The sequence below is a fragment of the Streptomyces drozdowiczii genome, assembly GCF_026167665.1.
Lineage (GTDB): Bacteria > Actinomycetota > Actinomycetes > Streptomycetales > Streptomycetaceae > Streptomyces > Streptomyces drozdowiczii_A.
Genome location: NZ_CP098740.1, coordinates 2,528,204 through 2,544,389 on the forward strand (window position 1 = coordinate 2,528,204; position 16,186 = coordinate 2,544,389).

At 72.0% G+C, this 16,186-nt stretch carries 10 protein-coding genes and 2 pseudogenes; 9 read left to right on the forward strand and 3 right to left on the reverse strand.

Features of this window, described 5'->3' with window-relative positions:
* The first annotated feature begins 127 nt into the window (after window positions 1-127).
* Window positions 128-1,429 carry a M18 family aminopeptidase gene (locus NEH16_RS11195; protein WP_265541767.1) on the forward strand — a complete coding sequence of 434 codons (1,302 nt, stop codon included), beginning with the start codon at window positions 128-130 and terminating at the stop codon, window positions 1,427-1,429.
* Window positions 1,430-1,489: 60 nt separating this feature from the next.
* Here NEH16_RS11195 and NEH16_RS11200 read toward each other — a convergent pair whose 3' ends face one another.
* Complete coding sequence (locus NEH16_RS11200) at window positions 1,490-3,013, reverse strand: ricin-type beta-trefoil lectin domain protein (RefSeq protein ID WP_265541769.1); 1,524 nt, start codon at window positions 3,011-3,013, stop codon at window positions 1,490-1,492.
* Between the two features lie 114 nt (window positions 3,014-3,127).
* On the opposite strand from NEH16_RS11200, the gene NEH16_RS11205 reads away from it, so the two are divergent.
* The 3 genes from NEH16_RS11205 (at window position 3,128) to NEH16_RS11215 (ending at window position 7,556) form a co-directional block, all read left to right on the forward strand.
* On the forward strand, window positions 3,128-4,531 hold the full coding sequence (locus NEH16_RS11205; protein WP_265541771.1) for a class II fumarate hydratase: 1,404 nt from the start codon (window positions 3,128-3,130) through the stop codon (window positions 4,529-4,531).
* Between the two features lie 44 nt (window positions 4,532-4,575).
* Complete coding sequence (gene fomD / locus NEH16_RS11210; RefSeq protein WP_265541773.1) at window positions 4,576-5,283, forward strand: cytidylyl-2-hydroxypropylphosphonate hydrolase; 708 nt, start codon at window positions 4,576-4,578, stop codon at window positions 5,281-5,283.
* A 383-nt stretch (window positions 5,284-5,666) separates the two neighbouring features.
* Window positions 5,667-7,556 carry an ATP-binding SpoIIE family protein phosphatase gene (locus tag NEH16_RS11215; protein ID WP_073964199.1) on the forward strand — a complete coding sequence of 630 codons (1,890 nt, stop codon included), beginning with the start codon at window positions 5,667-5,669 and terminating at the stop codon, window positions 7,554-7,556.
* A 91-nt stretch (window positions 7,557-7,647) separates the two neighbouring features.
* Here NEH16_RS11215 and NEH16_RS11220 read toward each other — a convergent pair.
* A pseudogene (locus NEH16_RS11220) lies at window positions 7,648-9,932 on the reverse strand (transglycosylase domain-containing protein).
* 226 nt (window positions 9,933-10,158) lie between these two features.
* On the opposite strand from NEH16_RS11220, the pseudogene NEH16_RS11225 reads away from it, so the two are divergent.
* The 5 genes and pseudogenes from NEH16_RS11225 (at window position 10,159) to NEH16_RS11245 (ending at window position 15,099) form a co-directional block, all read left to right on the forward strand.
* Window positions 10,159-11,129 (forward strand): annotated as a pseudogene (locus NEH16_RS11225) (SPFH domain-containing protein).
* A complete protein-coding gene (locus NEH16_RS11230; RefSeq protein WP_265541775.1) occupies window positions 11,126-11,401 on the forward strand; it encodes a hypothetical protein in 276 nt (91 codons plus the stop codon). Before NEH16_RS11225 ends, NEH16_RS11230 begins: the two are co-directional and overlap by 4 nt.
* Window positions 11,402-11,504: 103 nt before the next feature.
* Complete coding sequence (locus NEH16_RS11235; RefSeq protein WP_073964203.1) at window positions 11,505-12,029, forward strand: PadR family transcriptional regulator; 525 nt, start codon at window positions 11,505-11,507, stop codon at window positions 12,027-12,029.
* On the forward strand, window positions 12,026-12,712 hold the full coding sequence (locus tag NEH16_RS11240) for an ABC transporter ATP-binding protein (protein WP_265541776.1): 687 nt from the start codon (window positions 12,026-12,028) through the stop codon (window positions 12,710-12,712). Before NEH16_RS11235 ends, NEH16_RS11240 begins: the two co-directional genes overlap by 4 nt.
* Window positions 12,709-15,099 carry an ABC transporter permease gene (locus NEH16_RS11245; protein ID WP_265541777.1) on the forward strand — a complete coding sequence of 797 codons (2,391 nt, stop codon included), beginning with the start codon at window positions 12,709-12,711 and terminating at the stop codon, window positions 15,097-15,099. The genes NEH16_RS11240 and NEH16_RS11245 overlap by 4 nt, the downstream gene beginning before the upstream one ends.
* Window positions 15,100-15,122: 23 nt before the next feature.
* Here NEH16_RS11245 and NEH16_RS11250 read toward each other — a convergent pair whose 3' ends face one another.
* A complete protein-coding gene (locus NEH16_RS11250) occupies window positions 15,123-16,088 on the reverse strand; it encodes a hydrogen peroxide-inducible genes activator (RefSeq protein ID WP_265541778.1) in 966 nt (321 codons plus the stop codon).
* Window positions 16,089-16,186 lie beyond the last annotated feature (98 nt).

The following is a 16,186-nucleotide window of genomic DNA, read 5'->3' on the forward strand; positions in this document are numbered from 1 at the left end:
CTCGCCCCTGCCGACCCCTGCCGCCCCGCCGCCCCTCACCGTGCGGCTGCCCGAACCCGCATGGCCGTCCCGGAATCCGGGCGGCCGCGCCACCCTCACCGTCCCACCCCGGAAAGGCGGACACCGCATGACGCCGGTCCCCCACCGCAGCCATGCCGACGACCTGCTCACCTTCATCGCCGCCAGCCCCTCCCCGTACCACGCCGTGGCGAGCGCGGCCCAGCGGCTGGAGAAGGCGGGCTTCCGCGAACTGCGCGGAACCGACGACTGGACGGGCACCACGGGCGGCGCCTTCGTCGTCAACGGGGGTGCGCTGATCGCCTGGTACGTTCCCGAATCGCTGCCCGCCCACACCCCCTTCCGGATCATCGGCACGCACACCGACTCGCCGAATCTGCGGATCAAGCCGACGCCCGACACGAGTTCGGCGGGCTGGCGGCAGGTCGCGGTGGAGATCTACGGCGGGGTGCCGCTCAACACCTGGCTGGACCGCGATCTGGGCATCTCCGGCCGACTGGCGCTGCGCGCACCGGGCGGCGGGACCGAGGCCCGGCTGGTGCAGATCGACGAGCCGCTGCTGCGGGTACCGCAGCTGGCGATCCACCTGGACCGCACGGTCAACGACGGGCTCGCCCTGGACCGGCAGCGCCACATCGCGCCCATCTGGTCGCTCGGCCCGGCCGACGAGGGTGCGCTGCTGCGCCGGGTCGCGGCGGCGGCCGAGGCGGAGCCGGGCGACGTGCTGGGCTGGGACCTGATGCTGCACGACGTGCAGCCGCCCGGCTATCTGGGCGCGGACCGGGAGTTCCTGGTGTCCTCGCGGCTGGACAACCTGGTGTCGGTGCACGCCGGGGTCACCGCGCTGACCGCCGCGGCGACGGCCGCCGAGCCGCCGGCGTACATCCCGGTGCTCGCCGCCTTCGACCACGAGGAGGTCGGCAGCGGTTCGGACACGGGGGCGCAGAGCCCGATGCTGGAGCGGGTGCTGAGCCGTTCGGTGTCGGCCCGGGGCGGCAGCGGCGAGGACTGGTCGCGGGCGCTGGCCGGCGCGTACTGCGTCTCCGCCGACATGGCGCACGCGGTGCACCCCAACTACGCGGAGCGCCACGACCCGGGCCACCAGCCGCTGCCCAACGGCGGCCCGACGGTCAAGGTCAACGTCAACCAGCGGTACGCCACCGACTCGACCGGGATCGCGCTGTTCGCGTCGGCCTGCGAGCGGGCGGGCGCGCCGTGGCAGCCGTTCGTCTCCAACAACGCGATGCCGTGCGGCACGTCGATCGGCCCGCTCACGGCGGCCCGGCTCGGTGTGCCGACGGTGGACGTGGGGGTGCCGGGGCTCTCGATGCACTCGGCCCGTGAGCTGTGCGGGGCGCGGGACCCGGGTCATCTGGCGGCGATCCTGACGGCGTTCGTGACGTCCGGATAAGGGGCACGGGTACGGGGAAGGGCCACGCGGGCCCTGCCCCGTACCCGTATCAGCGGCGGGTTACGCGAAGCGCTGCTTCGCGCTGCCGTCGCAGGCTTGCAGCCGCAGCGGGTCGTGGGCGCCCGCCAGGGTCGCGCACAGGCCCGTGGACGCGGCCGGGCGCAGGGTGCCCGACTGGCGTACGAAGCGCTGGTTGGCGGCGCCCGAGCAGTTGTAGAGGATGAGCGAGGCGCCTGCCTTGTAGTCCGCGCCGGGGACGTCGAGGCAGCGGTCGTGGCTCAGTTCGGTGCGCAGGGTCTGCGTGCCGGAGTCGTACCACCAGCCCTGGTTGCGTCCGCCGTGGCACTCCCAGCCGGTGACCCCGGTGTTGTTGCGGGTGACGGAGGCGGGGGCGTCCAGGCAGGTGGCCGTCGCCTCGCCGCGCAGCGGCTTGAAGACGTCGTCCCAGGCGACCGGCTGGAGGACGGGCTGCCCGGTGCTCGACGGGTCGGCGCAGCTCGCCTCGCGCAGGCCGGAGTTGTAGATCTGGGTCAGGCAGGAGGCGAAGGCGCCGTGCCCGGCCGCGTTCGGGTGGAAGGACTGGCGCACCGAGTTGGAGTCCGGCGGGAAGTGCGACAGGTCGATGAAGAGGCCGCGGGCCCAGGCGGACTCGCTGCACACCTCGTGGCCGTGGAAGAGCCGCGAGTTGTCGAGGTAGACCGCGCCGGTGTCGGCCGCCGCCTTGCGCATACCGCGCTCGAAGGCGGGAACGGCGGTGTTGCGGCCCCAGGCGGCGTCGGAGTCGTACCCCGCGCAGCCGCCGGGAAGCTTGCCGGGGTACTTCGGGTTGTCGTAGAAGTCCGGGCCGATGGGGCTCGGGTAGCCCATGACGACGAGCTTGTAGTCGCTGTCCGCGTAACCGGCGCCGGTCATCACGGTGCGCAGGTCGCGCACGGTCTTCTCGACCTTGGGGACGAGCCCGTCCACGCGGGCCTGCCAGCCGCCCTCGTACTTCGACTGGCACGGCCCCTGGACGAGGACCCAGCGCTCCACGCAGTCCGTCATGACCGGCCCGAACTGGAGGTCGTCGTTGGCGCCCGCCACCAGCACGATCATCTTGATGCGGGTGTTGCGCGCCTTGATGGCCAGGCTGTCGCTCTGCACCAGCTCGTCGGCGTACTGCTTGGAGCCGCCGATGACGATGTTTCCGGTGTACGCGCCGGAGCACGAGACGTTGTACGTGACGTCGGCCGCGATCCCCGTACGGTGGATGGCGGTGTCGGGTGAGCGGTGGCACCAGTTGTCGGGGCCGTTGGTGCCCGCCTCGTACGTGCCGACGCCCTCGCCGGAGATCTCACTGTCCCCGAGCGAGATGAGGCCCGTCTTGCGCTGCGCGAGCGGGCGCTCGGCCGGGTCGCCGTACAGCCGGGTGGCCTCCGCGGCGCGGATGGCCTCCAGCTCGGGCGACAGGGGGGTGGATGCGGTACTGGTGGTACCGGGCTGGGCGGCTGCCGGTCCGGCGGCCGCGGTCATCCCGCCGAACGCCGCCGCGACGGCCGCGGCAGCCGCGACGGTACGGCGGAGTCTGTGCCTGGTGCGCCTCATTGCGCCTCCCCGGGTTGTGGTTACCCCCGGTATTTACTGGTCGGTAGGCGACTTGGGAATACATCGAACAAGACAAGTGCTCATCTTTTTGGGCGGCTTCAAGGAGGTTGGACGATGACGGATCAGGGAACGGCCGAGGGCTACCGCGTCGAGCACGACTCGATGGGCGAGGTCAGGGTGCCCGCCGACGCCAAGTGGCGGGCCCAGACGCAGCGGGCCGTGGAGAACTTCCCGATCTCCGGCCAGCGCCTGGAGCGGGCCCACATCGAGGCCCTGGCCCGCATCAAGGCCGCCGCCGCCAAGGTCAACGCCGAGCTGAAGGTCCTCGACCCCGACATCGCGGAGGCCATCCAGGAGGCGGCCGGCGAGGTCGCGGAGGGGCGCTGGGACGCGGAGTTCCCGGTCGACGTCTTCCAGACCGGCTCGGGCACCTCCTCGAACATGAACACCAACGAGGTCCTGGCCACCCTCGCCACCGAGCGCCTGGGCCGCCCGGTCCACCCCAACGACCACGTCAACGCCTCGCAGTCCTCCAACGACGTGTTCCCCTCCTCGATCCACATCGCCGCCACCGCAGCGGTCACCGCCGACCTGATCCCCGCCCTGGACCACCTCGCCGCCGCCCTGGAGCGCAAGGCGGAGGAGTTCGCGACGGTGGTGAAGTCCGGGCGCACCCACTTGATGGACGCCACGCCCGTCACCCTCGGCCAGGAGTTCGGGGGTTACGCCGCCCAGATCCGCCACGGCGTCGAGCGGCTGCGCGCCTCGCTCCCCCGCCTCGCCGAACTCCCCCTCGGCGGCACGGCCGTGGGCACCGGCATCAACACCCCGCCCGGCTTCTCCGCCGCCGTCATCGCCGAGGTGGCCCGCGTCACCGGCCTTCCGCTCACCGAGGCCCGCGACCACTTCGAGGCGCAGGGCGCCCGGGACGGCCTGGTGGAGACCTCGGGCCAGCTGCGCACCCTCGGTGTCTCGCTCACCAAGATCTGCAACGACCTGCGCTGGATGGCGTCCGGGCCGCGCACCGGCCTCGCCGAGATCTCCCTGCCCGACCTCCAGCCCGGCTCCTCGATCATGCCCGGCAAGGTCAACCCGGTCATCCCCGAGGCCGTCCTGATGGTCGCCGCGCAGGTCACCGGGAACGACGCCACGGTCGCCGCAGCGGGCGCCGCCGGGAACTTCGAGCTGAACGTCATGCTCCCGGTCATCGCGAAGAACCTGCTGGAGTCCGTACGGCTGCTCGGCAACGCCTCCCGGCTGCTCGCGGACCGTACGGTCGACGGGATCACCGCGCACGCCGAGCGGGCCAGGGAGTACGCCGAGTCCTCGCCGTCCGTCGTCACCCCGCTCAACAAGTACATCGGCTACGAGGAAGCGGCCAAGGTCGCCAAGAAGTCGCTCGCGGAGCGCCGGACGATCCGTGAGGTCGTCCTCGAAGGGGGCTATGTGGAGCGCGGAGACCTGACCGAACAGCAGCTCGACGAGGCCCTGGACGTGCTGCGCATGACCCGCCCGTGACGGGCGCCGCCGTGCCGGGGCGGCGCGATCCGTAGGATCTCTCCATGACGGGTACCGGAGAGACCGAGCGCTGGGCGCCGGGTGACCAGATTCTGTGGCGCTACCGGGGCAACGGGCCCGCGCGGCCGGATTCCGCCGCTCACGCGTTCCACATCTGCCGCCCGGTCACGGTCGTCCAGGACACCGACGAACTGCTCGCCGTGTGGGTGGCGCCCGGCACCGAGTGCGTCAAACCGGTCCTCGCGGACGGCACCGACGTGCACGCCGAACCGCTCGCCACCCGGTACACCGCCCCGCGCACGACGGCCCGTTCGCTCTGGCTGGGCAACGGCGTGCTGAAGCTGGCCAGACCCGGCGAGCCCTGGTCCGTGTGGCTGTTCTGGGAGCGCGGCTGGCAGTTCCGCAGCTGGTACGTGAACCTGGAGGAGCCGCGCACCAGATGGGCCGGGGGCACCGACTCCGAGGACCACTTCCTGGACATCTCCGTCTACCCGGACCGCAGCTGGCTCTGGCGCGACGAGGACGAGTTCGAGCAGGCCCAGCGGGTCGGCCTGATCACGCCGGACACGGCGCGCCGGGTGCGCGAGGCGGGGCGGGCGGCGGTCGGGCTGATCCGTTCCTGGGGTGCGCCGTTCCGCGACGGCTGGGAGAACTGGCGGCCCGATCCGGCGTGGCAGGTGCCCGAACTCCCGGACGACTGGGACCGCCGGCCGGACGGTTCGGACCGTACGGCTTCCGCCATGCCGTCGTGAGACCCTTGATGCACCCCAGGGGGGCGAACGTAGGATCGTCCCGAGGAGCGGCTCGGCCCCAACCGGCAGGCGGGGTGCAGGACCTGACCGTAAGTCATCGGCTCGTCGCGCGGACCGCGTCCTCGAGGACCGCATCGGCGTCACCGGTCGCACGAGTTGCCCGTATCGCATGAGCCACTACGAGGGGGTGGAGACGTGCCCGCCGACCGCTGCCGCTCCCACGGAAACGTTGTCACCGGCATCCTGATCGGACGTCGCGTTTCGGCCCCGTACGACGGGGAAGGCGATGTCAGCCGTTGTTATCGCCGCACCTGCCGGGGCACAGTAGCGCCCCACAAGGTGATTGCCTCATACAACCGGCCCGGACGGACGGAACCCCACGCGTGACGGAGCATCCCACCTCCCACGAAGGCCGGCAGCCTCTCGCCGCCCGGCAGCAGGAACGCACCCGGCCGCGGCAGCGGGACGCCGCCGTGGCGGCCGCCGCTGCCGCCACGGCGATCCCGGCACCCGCCAAGGGCCCTGCGGGCGCGGCCCCCGATCCACAGGCGGCGACGCGGCGCGAGGGCGACCGGCTGCGCTTCGTGGGGGCCGCGACCCGGCGGATCGCCCGGGGCATCGATCTGGACGAGATCGTGCTCGGGCTGTGCCGGGCCAGCGTGCCGACGTTCTCCGACGCCATACTCGTCTACCTCCGCGACCCGCTGCCCGTCGGCGACGAGCGGCCGGTCAACCCGTTCGTGCTGCGGCTGCGCCGCTCGGACCGGCTGCGGCTGACCGACGAGGAGACCGAGAGCCTGTCCGAGACGGAGCGGCTGCGGCTGCCCGCCGTCGACCCGCAGGCCGACCTGATGCCCGCCGCCGAGCTGTGCGAGGTCCGCGCCGGGAGCGCTCTCGCCGAGGTGCTGCGCGGGGTGCGGCCGGTCTTCGGGGACTCCGCGGCGGCCCGGGTCGCCCTGCCCGAACTGCTCGGCGCCGACCGCACCGTGCCGTCCGGCCACCGGGTGATCCTGGCCCCGCTGCGCGGCCGGCGCCGGGTGATCGGGGCGGCGGTCTTCCTGCGCGGCGCCGAACGCCCGGCCTTCGAGGCCAACGACCTCCTGGTCGCCGCCCAGCTGGCGACGCACACCGCCCTCGGCATCGACAAGGCCGTGCTCTACGGGCGCGAGGCGTACATCGCGGACGAGCTCCAGCGCACGATGCTGCCCGACTCGCTTCCCCAGCCGACCGGGGTGAAACTCGCCTCGCGCTATCTCCCGGCCGCCGAGACGGCCAGGGTCGGCGGCGACTGGTACGACGCGATCCCGCTGCCCGGCAGCCGGGTCGCCCTGGTCGTCGGGGACGTCATGGGCCACTCCATGACCTCCGCCGCGATCATGGGCCAGCTCCGGACCACCGCGCAGACCCTGGCCGGGCTCGACCTGCCCCCGCAGGAGGTCCTGCACCACCTGGACGAGCAGGCGCAGCGCCTCGGCAGCGACCGCATGGCCACCTGCCTCTACGCGGTGTACGACCCCGTCGCGCACCGCATCACCGTCGCCAACGCGGGCCACCCGCCGCCCGTCCTGCTCCACCTGGGCGGCCGCGCCGAGGTCCTGCGGGTGCCCCCGGGCGCCCCGATCGGCGTCGGCGGGGTGGACTTCGAGGCCGTCGAGCTGGACGCCCCGGCCGGTGCGACGCTGCTGCTGTACACCGACGGTCTGGTCGAGTCGCGGCTGCGGGACGTGTGGACGGGCATCGAGCTGCTGCGGGAACGGCTCGCCGCGACCGCCCGGCTGACCGGCCCGGACCACTCGCCGCCGCTGGAGGCCCTGTGCGACGACGTGCTGGACATGCTGGGCCCCGGTGACCGCGACGACGACATCGCGCTGCTCGCCGCCCGCTTCGACGGGATCGCGCCGAGCGACGTCGCCTACTGGTTCCTGGACCCGGACGAGTCCGCCCCCGGCCGGGCCCGCAGGCTGGCGCGCAGGGCGCTCGGCCGGTGGGGCCTGGACGACCTGTCGGACTCGGTGGAGCTCCTGATCAGCGAGGTGGTCACCAACGCCGTGCGGTACGCGGAGCGCCCGGTCACCCTGCGCCTGCTGCGCACCGAGACGCTGCGCTGCGAGGTCGGCGACGACTCCCCGCAGCTCCCCCGGCAGCGCCGCGCCAAGGACATGGACGAGAACGGCCGCGGCCTGTTCCTGGTCAACCGCCTGGCCCGCCGCTGGGGCGCGACGCGCCTGTCGACGGGCAAGGTGGTGTGGTTCGAGATGCCGGTGCGCGGGTAGCGGCCCGGCCCGGGAGACGCGAACGGGCGGTGTACGAGGCTCCTCCTCGTACACCGCCCGTTGCCGTTGTCGGGGGCGGCCGGTCAGCCGGTCACCTGTTGTCGTCGGTGTTGTCCGGCCGCTTGTCCCCCGAGAGGTCCGGGAGCTCCACGGTGGACGAGGGGTCCGGGCCCGGCCGGTTCGAGGGGCTGGGCGGCGGTTCGCTCGTCGGGCCGCCCGAGGGCGAGGCGGGCGGGGAGCTCTCCGGGGACTCGCTGGCCGGCGGGGGCTCGGAGGACGCCGAGCTGGACGGCGACTTGGAGGGCGTGGGCTTCTCGGACGGCGAGGTGCTCGGGCTCGGCGAGTTGGACGCGGGCGGCGGGCTGACCGCGGCGCCCATGTCCGTGTCGAGGTCGAACTCGCGGGCCTTGCCGACGGAGTGGCCCATGTAGTCGGCCCAGATCTCGGCCGGGAAGCCGCCACCGTTGACGCGTCCGCCGCCGCCGGCGCCCTGGAGGGTCACCTGCGCGTTCTTCTTGATCTTCTTGCCGTCGTCGCCGGTGCGGTCGAAGGCGGCCTCGCCGAACAGGCCGACCGAGGTGACCAGGTTGGAGGTGTAGCCGGTGAACCAGGCCGACTTGTTGTCGTCGGAGGTACCGGTCTTGCCCGCGATGTCCTTGTCGGAGAGCCCCTCCGCGTTGCGGACCGAGCCCCGGGCCGTACCGTCGTCCACCACGCCGGTCAGCACGGAGGTCACGGAGTCCGCCGCCTGGCGGGAGATCACCTGGTCGCCGACGGCGTCGGGCAGGTCGAGCGGGGCGTCGCCCTGGTGCACGGCGGTCTTCACGATCTGCGGGGTGACCTGCTTGCCGTGGTTGTCGAGCGTGGCGTAGACCCCGGCCATCTCCAGCGGGCTCGCGCCCATGGAGCCGAGGGTCATCGCGGGCGCGGCCTCCAGGTCCTTCACGTTCATGCCGAGCTTGCCCGCGGTCGCCAGCACCTTGTCCATACCGACGTCCACGCCCATCTGCGCGAAGACGGAGTTGACGGACGCGTTCATCGCGGTCTGGACGGTGATCCGACCGTAGTTGTGGTCGTCCTCGTTCTCCGGCGCGAAGTACCGGTCGCCGCCGACGACGGGGCGCTTGCTGGTGCCGTCGTAGCGGGTGTTCGCGGTGATCTTCTCGCCGTCCTGCGTCTTCGACTCGTTGTCGAGGGCGGAGGCGAGGATGACCGGCTTGAAGGTGGACGCGGGCTGGTAGTCCCTGCGCCCGGCGTTCGAGATCCAGTGCTCGCTCTGGCCGCGTCCGCCGTACAGCGCGACCACCGCGCCGGTCTTCGGGTCGACCGAGGCAGCGCCCGCCTGGATGTCCTGGTCGAGCTTGCGCTTCTTGGTGTCCAGCTTGTCGAGCAGCTTGGCCTCGACCGACTTCTCCAGCTGCGCCTGCTTCTTCTGGTCGATGTTGACCGTGATCGTCCAGCCGCCGCGGTCGAACTGGTCCTCGGTGATGCCCGCCTGCTTGATCACGGCCTCGCGGGCCGCCTGGACGATGTAGCCCTTCTGGCCGGCCGTCCCGTTCAGCGGCTTGGGCTCGTGCGGCACCGGGAACGTCTGCTTCTGGCGCTTGGCGGAGTCGAGCCAGCCCTCCTCCACCATGTTGTCCAGCGTGTAGGCCCAGCGCGCCTTGACCAGCCGCTTGCCGTTCGGACCGGCGACCGCCCAGTCGTACTGGCTCGGCGCCTGGAGCAGCGCGGCGAGGTAGGCGCCCTGCGAGACGTTCAGGTCCTTGGCGTCCACGCCGTAGTACGCCTGGGCGGCGGCCTGGATGCCCCAGGCGCCGCGTCCGTAGTAGCTGGTGTTGATGTACCCGGCGAGGATTTCCTTCTTGGTCTTCTTCTGGTCCAGCTTCAGGGAGATGACCAGCTCCTTGAGCTTCCGGCTGACCGTCTGGTTCTGGTCCAGGTAGTAGTTCTTGACGTACTGCTGGGTGATGGTCGAGCCACCCTGCTTGCCCTTGCCGGACAGGGTGTTGAGCAGGCCGCGCGCGGTGCCCTTGAAGTCGACGCCGTGGTCCTTGTAGAAGGACTTGTTCTCGGCGGCGACGAAGGTGTCCTGGACCTCCTTGGGCACCTCCGCGAGGCTCACGACCTCGCGGTTCACCTCGCCGGTCCTGGCGAGCAGGGTGCCGTCGGCGTACTTGTAGACGTTCGACTGCAACTCCATCTTGGCGTTGCCCTCCGGCACGTCCACCAACATGTAGAGCACGGCGAAGGCGCCCATGCCCAGCAGGATCACCCGAGGGCGGTGCCCAGTAGTTTGCGCCAGGTGAAGAGCCTGCGTATGCCGCCGCTCTTCGCAGCCCGCCGCTGGGCTCGTCGCGCTTCCGCTCGACCCATCGCTTGGTCGCTCCCGTTTCTCTGCTCTGCTCTGCCGAATCAGCCCGGACCTGCCAGCTAACACTGTGGGCAAGGCCGAAAAGCCGACGATCCGAGGTTTTACGGACGTGAGAATCAGCACCCGCCCCCGATGGAACCGACTCCTGAGGGGTGCGCAGGGTTGCGAGAAGCGTTAATGTGTAATCACATTGCTAGCGACCGGCTAGCTGACCATCACGGGGCCACCATGACCGAACCGCTCGACCCGAACACCGCCGCCCAGCCGCCCGCCGACCTCACCCCGGACGCGCCCGAGATGCCGGAACCGCAGGTCCGGGAGACGAGGGCGCACAGCATCGCCGGCGGCCTCGGGCTGCTGCTGACCGTGCTCGGCGTGATCGCCGGCATCGCGCTCGCCGTCGTCGGGGCGTCATCGGCTCGAACGGGAACAACGCCGTGGGCATCCCGGTCTGCGTCCTGGGCGTCCTGCTCGCCATCGCCTCGTTCTTCTGCATGGGCGGTGTGAAGATGGTCGCACCGGGCGAGGCGCGGGTGATCCAGCTGTTCGGCCGGTACGTGGGCACCATCCGCACCGACGGACTGCGCTGGGTGAATCCGCTGACCTCCAGCCGCAAGATCTCCACCCGGGTCCGCAACCACGAGACCGCCGTCCTCAAGGTCAACGACGCCTACGGCAACCCGATCGAGCTGGCCGCGATCGTCGTGTGGAAGGTCGAGGACACCGCCCAGGCGCTCTTCGAGGTGGACGACTTCCTGGAGTTCGTGGCCACCCAGACCGAGTCCGCCGTCCGGCACATCGCCCTGGAGTACCCGTACGACGCCCACGAGGAGGGCGGCCTGTCGCTGCGGGGCAACGCCGAGGAGATCACCGAGAAGCTGGCCGTCGAGCTGACCGCCCGGGTGCAGGCGGCGGGCGTGCGGATCATCGAGTCGCGTTTCAGCCATCTCGCGTACGCCCCCGAGATCGCCTCCGCGATGCTCCAGCGCCAGCAGGCCGGCGCGGTCGTCGCGGCCCGGCAGCAGATCGTCGAGGGCGCGGTCGGCATGGTCGAGATGGCGCTGACCCGGATCGCCGAGCAGGACATCGTGGAGCTGGACTCGGAGCGGAAGGCGTCCATGGTGAGCAATCTGATGGTGGTCCTGTGCGGTGACCGCGCCGCCCAGCCGGTCCTCAATACGGGCACGCTCTACCAGTGACCGAGGACACCCCGGAGGAGGCGCGGGAAGCGCGGGAAGCGCCTCGCGCCCGGTCGCGGCAGCGCAAGCAGATGCTGCTGCGGCTGGACCCCGCCGTGCACGACGCGCTGGCCCGCTGGGCTTCGGACGAACTGCGCAGCGCGAACGCGCAGATCGAGTTCCTGCTGCGCCGGGCGCTCGCCGAGGCGGGCCGGCTGCCGGGCGGCGCGGCACCCATCCCCCGCCGGGGACGCCCGCCGAAGGCCGCGCCGGAGCCGCCGGGCGAAGAGTAGGACCTGAGGCCCGTCCCGCCAGGGGCGGGCCTTTCACCTGCGCCGTTCGGGTGTACCCCTCGCGTATACACAGCAGGTATACACACCATGTAGAGTGCTCCGCATGTCTATCGGCCACACCCTGCTCGGGCTCCTGGAGTCCGGCCCACGCCACGGTTACGACCTCAAGCGGACGTTCGACGAGAAGTTCGGGCACGACCGCCCCCTGCACTACGGGCAGGTCTACTCGACCATGTCCCGGCTGCTCAAGAACGGCCTCGTCGAGGTCGACGGCGTGGAGAGCGGGGGTGGCCCCGAGCGCAAGCGGTACGCGATCACGGACGCCGGCATCACCGATGTCGCCTCCTGGCTCGCGCAGCCCGAGAAGCCGGAGCCGTACCTCCAATCGACGCTGTACACCAAGGTCGTCCTGGCCATGCTCACCGGCCGCAACGCCGCCGACGTGCTGGACGCCCAGCGCTCCGAGCACCTGCGCCTGATGCGCATCCTCACCGACCGCAAGCGACGGGGCGACCTCGCCGACCAGCTGATCTGCGACCACGCCCTGTTCCATCTCGAAGCCGATCTGCGCTGGCTGGAACTGACCGCCGCCCGCCTCGGCCAGCTCCAGAAAGTGGTGGCCCCGTGACCCCCGCCGGCTCCCTGCTCTCCGCGCACGACCTGCACAAGACCTACGGCTCGACCCCCGCCCTCGACGGCGCCTCGTTCTCCGTCCACCCCGGCGAGGTCGTCGCCGTGATGGGCCCCTCCGGCTCCGGCAAGTCCACGCTGCTGCACTGCCTCGCCGGGATCATCACCCCGGACTCCGGCACCATCACCTACGACGGCCGCGAGCTGTCCGCCATGTCCGACGCGGAGCGCAGCGCCCTGCGCCGCAGCGACTTCGGGTTCGTCTTCCAGTTCGGCCAGCTCGTCCCCGAGCTGACCTGCGTCGAGAACGTCGCCCTGCCACTCCGCCTGGGCGGCGCCCGCCGCAAGGACGCCGAGCGCATCGCCCGCTCCTGGATGGAGCGCCTGGAGGTCGAGGACATCGGCGCCCAGCGCCCCGGCGAGGTCTCCGGCGGCCAGGGCCAGCGCGTCGCCGTGGCCCGCGCGCTCGCCGCGTCCCCGAAGGTGATCTTCGCGGACGAGCCGACCGGCGCCCTGGACTCCCTCAACGGCGAGCGGGTCATGCAGCTGCTCACCGACGCCGCCCGCTCCGCCAACGTCGCGGTGGTCCTGGTGACCCACGAGGCCCGCGTCGCCGCCTACTCCGACCGGGACGTCACCGTGCGCGACGGCCGGGCCCTCAATCTGGAGCACGCCGTATGACGCTCCTGGACGAGCAGCCCACCCAGGCCGCCCCCGCTCCGGCCCGCCCCTCGCGCACCGCCCCCTGGCTGCGCGACCTCGCCCTCGGCGTCCGGTTCGCCGCAGCCGGCGGGCGCGAGGGCTGGATCCGCACGATGCTCACCGCGATCGGCGTCGGCCTCGGCGTCACACTGCTGTTCCTCGCCGCGTCCGTGCCGCACGCGCTCGACGCGCGCAACGACCGCGACACGGCCCGCAGCGAGACCAAGATCTCCGAGAACCCGGACGCGCAGGGCAGGAAGTCCGACACCTCGGTCCTGCGGATCGGGGCCGACAGCGAGTTCCACGACCGCAGCATCAGCGGCTATCTGATGCGCGCGGAGGGCAGCCACCCGGTGCTCCCGCCGGGCATCGACGCCATGCCCGCCCCCGGCGAGATGGTCGTCTCCCCCGCCCTGAAGGACCTGCTGGACGATCCGGCCAACGCCCTGCTCAAGGAGCGCTACCCGTACCGGATCACCGGCACCATCGCGGATGACGGACTGCGCTCGCCCAACGAGCTGTGGTTCTACGCCGGCAGCGACACCCTCACCCAGGCCGCGGGCGGCCACCGCGTCACCGGATACGGCGACCCCGAACCGACCCCGCCGCTCGCCCCGCTGCTCGTGGTCCTGGTGATCATGGTCTGCGTGGTGCTGCTCGCGCCCGTCGCCATCTTCATCGCCACCGCCGTGCGCTTCGGCGGCGACCGCCGCGACCGCCGGCTGGCCGCGCTGCGCCTGGTCGGTACGGACATCAGGTCGACCCGGCGGATCGCGGCCGGCGAGGCCCTGTTCGGCTCCGTGCTCGGTGTGCTCATCGGCCTCGCCCTCTTCCTGGTGGGGCGTCGGTTCGTGAGCCACGTCGAGGTCTGGGACGTCAGCGCCTTCCCCTCGGACCTCGCGCCCGATCTGCGGCTCTGCCTGCTCATCGCGTTCGCCGTCCCGCTGACCGCGGTGATGGTCACGCTGTCCGCGATGCGCTCGGTGGTCATCGAACCGCTCGGGGTCGTACGCGACAACCGGGCCCGCAAGCGCCGCCTGTGGTGGCGGCTGGCGCTCCCCCTCGCGGGGCTCGGCCTGCTCGCGCTCAAGGGCCAGACCGGCGAGTACGAGGTCGTCAACCCGTACCCCATCACCGTCGGCGCGGTCCTGGTCCTGCTCGGACTCGCCCTGCTGCTGCCGTGGCTGGTCGAGGCGTGCGTGCACCGGCTGCGCGGCGGCCCGGTGCCCTGGCAGCTCGCCACCCGCAGGCTCCAGCTCAGCAGCGGGACCGCCTCCCGGGCCGTCAGCGGCGTCACCGTGGCGGTGGCCGGCGCGGTGGCCGTGCAGATGCTGTTCGCCTCGATGAACGCCGACTTCAACAAGGCCACCGGGCAGGACCCCACCCGCGCCCAGTTCTACGCCGTGTCGCAGAAGGTCGGCGGCAACGCCGCCGTGGAGACCATCAACGAGTTCCGCGCCACCAAGGGCGTCACCCAGGTCATCGGCATGGTCGAGGCGTACGTCACCAAACCGGGGAAGTACGCCGACGGGGAGATGCAGCCCACCACCTCGCTGAACGTCGGTGACTGCGCCACCCTGCGCGAGGTCGCCCGCATCGACTCCTGCAAGGACGGCGACTCCTTCGTCGTGCACCCCAGGGACGACAAGGAGATGGCCGGCTGGATGGACCGGACCGCCCGCAAGGGCAAGGAGGTCGAGTTCGAGTCGGAGAGCGGCAGGAAGCAGCGCTGGACGCTGCCCGCCGACGCGAAGACCGTCGTCAGCCGCAAGGACCCGATCGGCGAGGACCGCTGGGGGATCATGGTCACCCCGGGGGCGATCGACGCGACCGACCTGCCGGGCGCGAGCACCGTCTCGCAGATCCGCATCGACGAGAGCGTCCCGGACGCCGCCGAGTACGTACGCAACACGGCGGCCCGCATCGACCCCGGGATGCGCCTGGCCACCCTGACGTCCGTCGCACGCGACCGCCAGTACGCCAGCGTCCAGACCGGCCTCCAGGTCGGCGCCACGGTCACCCTGCTGCTGATCGCGGCCTCGATGCTGGTCTCCCAGCTGGAGCAGCTGCGCGAGCGCAAGCGGCTGCTGTCGGTCCTGGTGGCCTTCGGCACCCGGCGGACCACCCTCGCCTGGTCGGTGCTCTGGCAGACCGCGCTCCCGGTGGTCATCGGCCTCGCGGTGGCGGTGGCCGGCGGCCTCTCACTGGGCGCGGCGCTGTGCTGGATGGTCGGCAAGTCGGTCGACGACTGGCTGGTGTTCCTCCCCCTCGCCGGGGCGGGCGGGGCGCTCATCCTGCTGGTCACGCTGCTGTCCCTGCCGCCGCTGTGGCGCATGATGCGCCCGGACGGGCTGCGCAGCGAGTGACATCCGCGGAGGGCGGCCGGACGTCAGGTCCGGCCGCCCTCCGTCACGCGTACCGGCAGCGCCCGCATCGCCTCGCGCAGCGCCGCCGCCAGCTCCTCGAACTCCTCGTGCCGCGCCGCCCCGGTCCGCATCGCCAGTGCCACCCGCCGCGTCGGGGCCGGGTCCGCGAAACACCCCGTGGTCAGCGCCTCGTTGCGGGCCGTCTCGACGGTGACCGCGGTGCGCGGCAGCAGCGTGACCCCGAGGCCCCCGGCCACCAGCTGCACCAGCGTGGAGAGCCCGGCCGCGGTCGTGGTGACCGGGGCGCCCTCCGTACGGCCGGCCTCGCGGCAGATGTCGAGCGCCTGGTCCCGCAGGCAGTGCCCCTCGTCCAGGAGCAGCAGCGGGAGCTTCCGGAGCGCGTCGCGGGGGATGTCGGCGCGCCCGCCGAGCGGGTGGCCGCGGTCCATGACGAGCACGAAGTCCTCGTCGAAGAGCGGCAGCTCGCTGATCCCGGGCACTCCCAGGGGCACGGCGAGCAGCAGCAGGTCGAGCCGTCCGGCGCCCAGTCCCTCGATCAGCGAGGAGGTCTGCTCCTCGTGCACCTGGAGGTCGAGGGCCGGGTAGCGCTCGTGGACCAGCCGCAGCACGGCCGGCAGCAGATAGGGGGCGACGGTCGGGATCACGCCGAGCCGGAGCACTCCGGTGAAGGGGGCGCGGACCGCCTCGGCCTCCTCCATCAGCTCGCCGACGGCGTCGAGGACGACGCGCGCCCGCACCGCGAGCCGTTCCCCGGCGGGCGAGAGCAGCACCTTGCGCGTCGTACGCTCGATGAGCTGGGCACCCAGTGCCTCCTCCAGCGCGGACACGGCCCCGGAGAGCGCGGGCTGACTCATCCCGATTGCGGCCGCCGCGTCCCGGAAGTGCAGATGTTCGGCGACGGCGGCGAAGGCGCGCAGCTGCGAGAGGCTGGGCTGTTTGAGCCGATTGCCCGGATTGCTCTGCACCACTGATAGGTACCTCCGATCATCACGACCGAGTGTAGCTATTTCCGTGATCAATGCACTCTGTGCCAGAGTGGAGATCGTCCAACCCCCAGGAACTCCCT